The sequence below is a fragment of the uncultured Corynebacterium sp. genome (genome assembly GCF_937999985.1).
Classification (GTDB): Bacteria; Actinomycetota; Actinomycetes; order Mycobacteriales; family Mycobacteriaceae; genus Corynebacterium.
The window spans coordinates 1-8,155 of sequence record NZ_CALLDG010000149.1; the positions used below are offsets into that span (position 1 = coordinate 1).

Annotated in this window: 6 protein-coding genes; 1 reads left to right on the forward strand and 5 read right to left on the reverse strand. The window is 60.6% G+C overall.

Translation table 11 applies throughout. The features are described from left to right. The 5 genes from Q0331_RS07155 to dnaA form a co-directional block, all read right to left on the reverse strand. The coding region (locus Q0331_RS07155) for a DNA topoisomerase subunit B (protein WP_298075719.1) at positions 1 to 1,729 on the reverse strand (1,729 nt) is incomplete at its 3' end. 110 nt (positions 1,730 to 1,839) lie between these two features. Then, positions 1,840 to 2,367, reverse strand: a complete 528-nt coding sequence (locus tag Q0331_RS07160; RefSeq protein ID WP_011272777.1) for a DUF721 domain-containing protein — start codon at positions 2,365 to 2,367, stop codon at positions 1,840 to 1,842. Further along, positions 2,357 to 3,670, reverse strand: coding sequence for a DNA replication/repair protein RecF (gene recF, locus Q0331_RS07165; RefSeq protein ID WP_298075720.1), 1,314 nt, complete (start codon positions 3,668 to 3,670; stop codon positions 2,357 to 2,359). The genes Q0331_RS07160 and recF overlap by 11 nt, the downstream gene beginning before the upstream one ends. Before the next feature lie 48 nt (positions 3,671 to 3,718). Further along, positions 3,719 to 4,903 (reverse strand): DNA polymerase III subunit beta, encoded by a 1,185-nt coding sequence (gene dnaN, locus Q0331_RS07170; protein ID WP_034985185.1) that lies wholly within the window; start codon positions 4,901 to 4,903, stop codon positions 3,719 to 3,721. A 615-nt stretch (positions 4,904 to 5,518) separates the two neighbouring features. Then, positions 5,519 to 7,273 carry a chromosomal replication initiator protein DnaA gene (gene dnaA, locus Q0331_RS07175; RefSeq protein WP_298075721.1) on the reverse strand — a complete coding sequence of 585 codons (1,755 nt, stop codon included), beginning with the start codon at positions 7,271 to 7,273 and terminating at the stop codon, positions 5,519 to 5,521. 706 nt (positions 7,274 to 7,979) lie between these two features. Between dnaA and rpmH the strand changes: the two genes are divergently transcribed. Further along, a complete protein-coding gene (gene rpmH, locus Q0331_RS07180) occupies positions 7,980 to 8,123 on the forward strand; it encodes a 50S ribosomal protein L34 (protein ID WP_005292556.1) in 144 nt (47 codons plus the stop codon). Positions 8,124 to 8,155: the final 32 nt, after the last annotated feature.

The following is an 8,155-nucleotide window of genomic DNA, read 5'->3' on the forward strand; positions in this document are numbered from 1 at the left end:
GCTCGCCCTTGGCCCACTTCAGCTTGTACAGCGGCGGCTGGGCCAGGTACACGTAGCCCTCCTCCACCAGTGGACGCATGAAGCGGAACAGCAGGGTAAGCAGCAGCGTGGCGATGTGCTGGCCATCCACATCGGCGTCGGCCATCAGCACAATCTTGTGGTAACGCAGCTTCTTGATGTCGAACTCGTCGTGGATGCCGGTGCCCAAGGCCGTGATGATGGCCTGGACCTCGTTGTTCTTCAGCACCTTATCCATACGAGCCTTCTCCACGTTCAGGATCTTGCCGCGCAGCGGCAGGATGGCCTGGTACATGGAATCGCGACCGGACTTCGCGGAGCCACCTGCGGAATCACCCTCCACGATGTACAGCTCGCTGAGCTTCGGATCGCGGGAACGGCAATCGGCCAGCTTGCCCGGCAGGCCGCCGATGTCGGAGGCGGACTTGCGGCGCACCATGTCGCGGGCCTTGCGGGCTGCGTCGCGAGCGTGGGCGGAAGCAACCGCCTTGTCCACGATGGCCTTCGCCTCCGCCGGGTTAGCATCCAGCCAATCCGCGAGGTGCTCGTTCACGGCCCTTTGCACGAAGCCCTTAATCTCGGTGTTGCCGAGCTTGGTCTTCGTCTGGCCCTCGAACTGCGGGTCGCCGACACGCACGGAGATAACCGCCGCGAGGCCTTCGCGCACGTCGTCACCGCTGAGTTTCGGGTCCTTGGCCTTCAGTAGCTTGTGATCGCGGGCGTAGCGGTTCATCAGAGAGGTCAGCGCCGCGCGGAAGCCTTCCTCGTGCGTACCACCCTCGATGGTGTTGATGGTGTTGGCAAAGGTGTGGACGGACTGGCTAAAGCCGCTGTTCCACTGCAGTGCTACCTCTACCTCGTGATCATCCTCGGCCACGTCGAAGGAGATGATGGTCGGGTGGATCGCGGTGCGCTTGCGGTTGATGTAGGCAACATAGTCCTTCAGGCCCTCCGGGTAGTGGAAGACGCGGGTGCGCGGGCCCTTCTTCTGCTCCGCCTCTGCCGCCTTTTCCTCGGCGGACTTCGGTGCCGCCGCATCCTCGGCTGCGGTCTCCAGCTCCTCGTCATCCTCGAGGTGCTCGCGCTCGTCGACGAGCTTGATGGTTAGCCCCTTGTTCAGGAAGGCCATCTCCTGCAGGCGCTTCGCCACGGTGTCGAAGTTGAACTCGACGGTCTCGAAGATCTCTGGGTCCGGCCAGAAGCGCTGCTTCGTTCCGCTACCGCGGGCCTTCTTCACCTGCTGCAGCTCCTCGGGCACAGCCTGGTTGAAGTTTTGACGCCACAGGTACCCGTCGCGCTTAATCTCAGTCTCCATGCGGGTAGACAGGGCGTTGACCACCGAGATACCCACACCGTGCAGACCGCCGGATACGGCATAGGAGTCCGAGTCGAACTTGCCGCCCGCGTGCAGCTGCGTCATAACAACCTGCACGGTCGGCGGGCCGGTCGGGTGATCCTCCACCGGGATACCACGGCCGTCGTCGATGACCTCCACGCCACCGTCGGCCAGCAGCGTTACGCTGACTTCCTTGGCGTAACCCGCCATGGCCTCGTCAACCGAGTTGTCCACAACTTCCCACACCAGGTGGTGCAGGCCGCGCTCGCCGGTGGAACCAATGTACATACCGGGGCGCTTGCGAACGGCCTCCAGGCCCTCGAGGATCGTAATTGAACTCGCGCCGTAGTCGCTCTGCTTCTGTGGTTCAGCCACGGTGGGTCAAACTCCTTTTCTCGCGCGTAAATAACCACCCCATTCTAGCGCGTCGTGGGCCTAAAGGTGCCATTGGACAGGCCGTTTGAGTTATTTGAGCCGTGTTTAGATCATCCGAAGTCGTCTCGCGGCCCGCGTCCTTGCACGCGCAGCTTGCCGTATTTCGGCCGGCGGATGTTGGGCCCTTCGATCCGCAGCTGTGCCACTACGTCCTCGCCCGCACGCTTGGCGATGGCCTGCAGGATCACGGTCTGCATGTAGCGCAGCTGAGTGGTCCACGGGGTGGAATCGCACTCGATCACCAGGATCTGCGCTTCCTCCTCGTAGCGCACCGGGCGGGTGTGTTCAGCGATCTTGTCACCCACCAGCTCCGGCCAGGCGTTCATGATCCGTGCAACGCTCACCCGCTGCTGCCAACCCTGCCGCTTGATCTCGCGCCCAATGAGCGCACCGAAACGCTTCGGGTCGCGGTAACTACGATCGAGCCGGCCATCCATGCGGGTTTTATACCTGGTCGCCTTGCGGAACGTTGTCTTCTTGTTCTTTTTTGGTGACGCCACCAGTGGCAACTCGGCCTGCGGGGAACCACCGGCTTTCTTCATGGCGGCGAGGGCTTGGGCTACCGGATCAGTCGCCATTGGCCTCGCCATCCTTCACACTGCGTTCCGCTGCGCTTGCTGCTGCATCAGCAGCGGCTTCTTCCGGGGCATTAGCCGCGGGAGTCTTGAGTTCATCAATAGTGTAGATCTTCGCCACATCCCGCAGGGCTTCTGGAATGTCCTCATCCACCGCGGCCGTGATGAGGACCTGCTCGGCGCTGGAGATGAGGTCGACGAGGTGGTGGCGTCGAGAAGAATCGAGCTCCGCGAAAACATCGTCGAGGATCACGACGGGCTCGACCCCGTCCCCGCGCTGCATAAAAAACGCGGCGAGCCGCAGCGAGAGGGCAAAAGACCAAGATTCGCCGTGGGAGGCGTAGCCCTTGGCGGGCTGGTGGCCGAGAATCAAGCTCACGTCGTCGCGGTGGGGGCCAAGCAGCGTGGTGCCACGCTCGACCTCCTGGGGGCGCTTCGTGGCGAAGGCCTGCAGCAGAGTGGCCTCGGCGATCTCGGGGCTCAGCAGTGCCGTGGGCTGATCCGGTTCGCTCACGCCCAGGCGAATGCCCAGTTCAGCGAGCTCCGCATCGATGGTAGACGTGTAAGACATGTGCGCGGGGCGCGACTGCGGGGCCAACGATTGGTAGGTCTGCTGCAGGTGCGGGGCGAGGTCGTGGACGATCTGCACCCGCGCCGACATGATCTGTCCACCCAGCGCGGCCAGCTGGCTATCCCACACATCGAGAGTGGCCAGGGCGGATTCCGCATCGGCCTTGATGTCCTCCGAAAGGTTGTGGATGGCTCCCTTCGGCGCGCCGACAACGAGCCGCAGAGCGAATGCCGATTGCCGCAGTAGGGCGTTCCGCTGGCGCAGCGCCTTGTCGTAGTCCGCCTTCACCGCAGCTAGGCGCGGGTATCTGGCAATCATGATTGTGTCTAGGAAATGACGGCGCTGCTCGGGCTCACCGCGGATCAGCGCCAGATCCTCCGGGGAAAACAGCGTGGTTCGCACAACCCCCAGCAGATCCCGCTGGGAATTCATGGCAGCGCGATTAATGTGCGCGCGATTCGAGCCGCGGGCGCGGATGGCCAGGTGAGCGGTGAGCTCGCGGCCATTGTTCACGGCGGTGGCGGAGATATTGGCGATGTCCTCCCCACGCCGCACCAGGGCGGCATCGGTGTTGACGCGGTGCGAGCTTAGGTGGGCTAGGTAACCGAGTGCCTCGACGATATTAGTTTTCCCGTGGCCGTTAGGGCCGGAAAAGATAGTGATGCCAGGGCTGAGCTGCAGGTCGAGTTCCTTCCACGACCTGTAATTGCTCAGACGAAGATTGGAGACGTACACGGTTAGCTAGAAAATCAACCTCGAGAATTAACCTCGGCCTAGCCTGGCCTAACCCGGCAGGCGTACCGGCATCAGCAGGTAGGTGAAGTCCGTCTCCGGGGTTGCGAAGTTGCCCTCTGCGTCTGCCTCGGGCAGCTCGCCCGGGTCCGGCAGCAGGATCGCGGGGCGGGAGGCCATCGTGAAGCCGAAGACCACGCGCGGAGTGTGGATGGCCGCCAGGCCTTCCTTCAGGTAGCTGGGGTTAAACGCGATGACCAGCGGCTCGCCGGCGAAAGCGCAGTCGAGGGTTTCCGTAGCAGAACCGACATCGCTGCCACCTGCGGAAAGGGTGACGGTGTTGTCCTTGAAGTCCATCCGGATCTGGGAGTTCCGCTCGGCGACGATGGAGACGCGCTTGATGGCCTCCTGCAGCGGGGCGATCTCCACGCTTGCGAGTGCGGTGTGCGTCTTTGGCAGCAGCGGGCGGAACTTCGGGAACTCCGCGTCGAGCAGGCGCGTGGTGGTGTGCCGCGACTCCGTGGAGATACCCAGCAGGCCATCGGCGCCGATGTCCTCGCCGCTGCCAACGGCGATTTCGATGGGATCGGTGTTATTCGGATCCATGGAACGCGCGGTATCCGCCAGAGTGCGGGCCGGGATCAGCAACTTCGCCTGGGCGTCGGCCTGCGCCGGGTTCCACTGGAAGCTGCGGACGGCCAGGCGGAAGCGGTCGGTGGCGACCATAATGACATTCTCGCCGTCGATTTCGACGTGCACGCCGGTGAGCATCGGCAGGGTGTCGTCGCGGCCAGCCGCCACGGCGACCTGGGAGATGGATTCCGCAAAGAGGTTCGGGTCTATAGTGCCGGTGACTTCGGGCAGTTCCGGCAGAACCGGGTAATCCTCGATGGTCATTGCAGGCAGTTCGAACTTAGACTTGCCAGTCTTGAGAGTCACGGTAGTGCCGTCGAACTCGATGTTGATCGGCTTATTGGGCAGGGAGCCGACGATATCGGAAGCCAGCTTGCCGGCTACGAGAATCTTGCCGGGCTCGTTGACCTCGGCATTGATGCGCACGCGAGTGGAGACCTCGCGGTCGAATCCGGAAAGCTCCAACCCTTCGTCGTCGGCGACAATCATCACGCCGCGCAGGATGGGCTGGGTCGGCTTGCTAGGCAGGGAGCGGGCTACCCATCCGAGGGCGGATGCGAAGTCATCCTTGGGAACAATGAAACTCACTGTTTGGCTATCCATGCTCAATCTAACTTCCGTGCTCTCGTTGCTCTTGTGGTTTTCGAGGTTCTGGGGTTCTCGGGGTCTAGCGGGCCTCGAGGTTCGTCTGATCAAGATTAACCCACAAGCTCTATTTCTGTTTATTCCCTTTTATTTAGAGAGATAGCAGTCGTAGTAGGTGTTGTGGATCCTGTGCACAAACCCTAATCGATGCATGTCGCACCGCGGGTTCGGGTGTTGATGATCCGGTGGACAAGCTGTGAATAACAGATCTCGACTGTGGATAACTTCGGCGGGTCGCGAGTTGTACACATCTTCTCCACTGCTGTTTACCCAGTTTAGGCGCGGTTTTCCCCAGGGGGCGGGGTGCTTTTTTGTGACGCAGCTAACTTGTCATCCTCTGTGGCACACCCGGAGCCCGCCGAAACCGCTACCCCTTGAATTACAAGTTTGAAATTACATCTGTGGAAAACCCTGTGGAATTGTGGATAACTCAGTTGAATCCTGTTCTAGTAAAGGTCAGAGCCTCGTGAGTTATCCCCAGGGTCGCTGTGGATAACTCGGCGAATCTGGGGAAAACTGTGGGAAACTCGCGCCTTCCACTGCCGCCGGGGGTGCTGCTACCGGGCGACGAAGCTAATCCCGGGCATGGGACTTGATCTTTTGTGTTAGTTCCTGCACCTGATCGAAGACCTTCTTGTTCTCCGACAGGGATTCCCGCACGCGCCGCTCCGCGTACATCACCGTGGTGTGGTCGCGGCCGCCGAATGCGCTTCCCAGCTTCGGCAGGGATAGATCCGTCAGCTCGCGGCACAGATACATGGCGATCTGCCGGGCCTGAACAAACTTCTTGGCTCTGCCCTTCCCCACCAGTTCGTCTGTGGTCAGGTTGAAGTAGTTCGCTACCACTTCGATGACGTGTTGCGGCACGATTTCCACGTCTTGGTCCGCCGGCGAAATATCACGCAGCGCAATCTCGGCGGTCTCCACCGTCAAAGGTTCGTGGCTCAGCGCGCAGTAGGCCGTCACGCGGATCAAAGCTCCGTCGAGTTCGCGGATGGATTTTTCGTAGCGGCTGGCGATCAGCACCTTCACGTCCTCCGGCAACTGCACATTGTCGGATTCAGCCTTCTTCGTCAGAATCGCAATGCGCGTCTCCAGATCCGGAGTCTGCACGTCCGTAATTAGTCCGCCTTCGAAGCGCGTCCGCAGGCGATCCTCCAGGGTGGTCAGCTGCCGGGGAGGCCGGTCAGAGCTCAAGACGATCTGCTTATTCGCCTGGTGCAGTGCGTTGAACGTGTGGAAGAACTCCTCCTGTGTGGACTCTTTATTCTGCAGGAACTGAATATCATCCACGATCAGCATGTCCAGATTGCGGTAGCGCCGCTTGAAGGACTCACGGGTGTCGTTAGCGATCGAGTTAATGAAGTCGTTCGTCAGCTCCTCGGAGCTCACATACTTCACCCGCATATTCGGCTGCAGTTCTTTGGCGTAGTGCCCGATGGCGTGCAGCAAGTGTGTTTTGCCCAGGCCCGATTCGCCCCAGATAAACAGGGGGTTATAGGCCTTGGCCGGCGCCTCGGCGACGGCGCGACAAGCCGCGGCGGCGAAGTTATTCGAGGAGCCGACCACGAAGTTCTCGAACGTGTAGTTCTTGTTCAGCAGCGATTCGCCGTCGAGCCCGTCGTTGAAACTCGAGGACGGCTGCGGCGAAGAGGTGTGCGGCGAAGGAGTATTCCGCGGGGATGGACGGTGTGCGGTCTCCTTGTTCGTCCAGCGCGTAGGCGTCGGAGATGGGTTCGGGTCGATATGGTTCTCCGACGCAGCGTACTGCCCGGCGAGTTCGTCGGCGTCATGCTCCCGACGCCGCGCCGCTTCCTCAGCAGTTTCGGCCGTACCGCTAACCCCAGCCTGCGCCGCGCCGTCCCTCTGCTCGGCCTTGTTGACCAGCTCCTCTACCTGCGACATCGAAAGGTCGTCTGCGGTTGCCACCGATCCTTTTTGTGACGCCCCTTCGTGGGTATCGCCGGCAGCATCAGCATCGGTGTGGCTGTCGTTGGCTGCTTCGGCGCGATCCTCGGTTTCCCCGTTAGTGCTGGTGATGGCGAGGCTAACGGAGAGATCCAGTCGCGTCTTGAGGACGTGCTTGATGGGATCGATCAGGTCTTTCTCGATCGATTCCTTGGTCCACTTGTTCGGGGTCTCCAGCACCACAATGCGCCCCATGAGCCCCACTGGCCTGACTTTGCGTAGCAGGGAGCGCTGCTTGGGGGAGATCGCCGGCAGGTCCGGATCGGGATTAGCCGACGAGCTATCGGCAAGCCAATCGTGCATGATGGCATCCCACATGTCTGGGAAGTGTTCCTCGATGGAGAAATTCGAGTGGCTCATGGGGCTCCAAGGTTGGTCGGGGGTGGCCGAAAGGTTAACGGGGGTTAAACCACGGGTGGTTTAGCTAGTCGGGCTGTTCTGTAGTTGTTCACGGCTCAGTGCACAGTGCGAAACGCCGATTGTCCTGCGTTTCCACACAGTTATACACACCTGTGGATAACTTCTCTGCACATGTTATCCCCAAGGTACAGTGCTCTTGTGGATAACTCTAATTAAAGTACGAAAACGCTCGTGACCTGCATATATAAGGTGTAAAGTAAAGGTTTAATGTTTGGGGGTGGAGGAGTTTTCCACAAGGCCAATCAATATTTGACGAAGTCCGTTTTCACCCTTACGGGTTTTTGTTCACACCCAGACTTCGGCGGCAAGAATGGGTGATTGCGGTGCGGTTATATGCCCATTGAGGCGGTACTTCTCGCGCTAGTTGCCGTACTGGTCCTCTAAAATTTGGATAACTTCCGTCACAGCACGTATCCTTGACTCGTCTATGGCAACCCACGTACGACAGCAGGTCACCACGCTGTCTATCGGGTGCCTCCGGCACCGGCTCTAAAGTCCTCCGGGACTTTGCCGGTGCAATTGTCCACTTTAATTTGTGGGCGCGCCGCTGGCTTAAGCGTTGATCCCAGCCCATGTAGGGGCTGGGTGTCTGTTGTGGCTGCACGTGGCTCGTCCGCTGCTAGCGAAAGTTAAGGAGTGAAGTACCGTGGCCAAGGGCAAGCGTACTTTCCAGCCCAACAACCGTCGCCGTGCACGTGTGCACGGTTTCCGTACTCGCATGCGTACCCGCGCCGGCCGTGCCATCGTTTCCGCACGCCGCAACAAGGGCCGCAAGTCCCTGACTGCCTAAATTAGGCACAGACGTTCGCTCCACCCCAATAC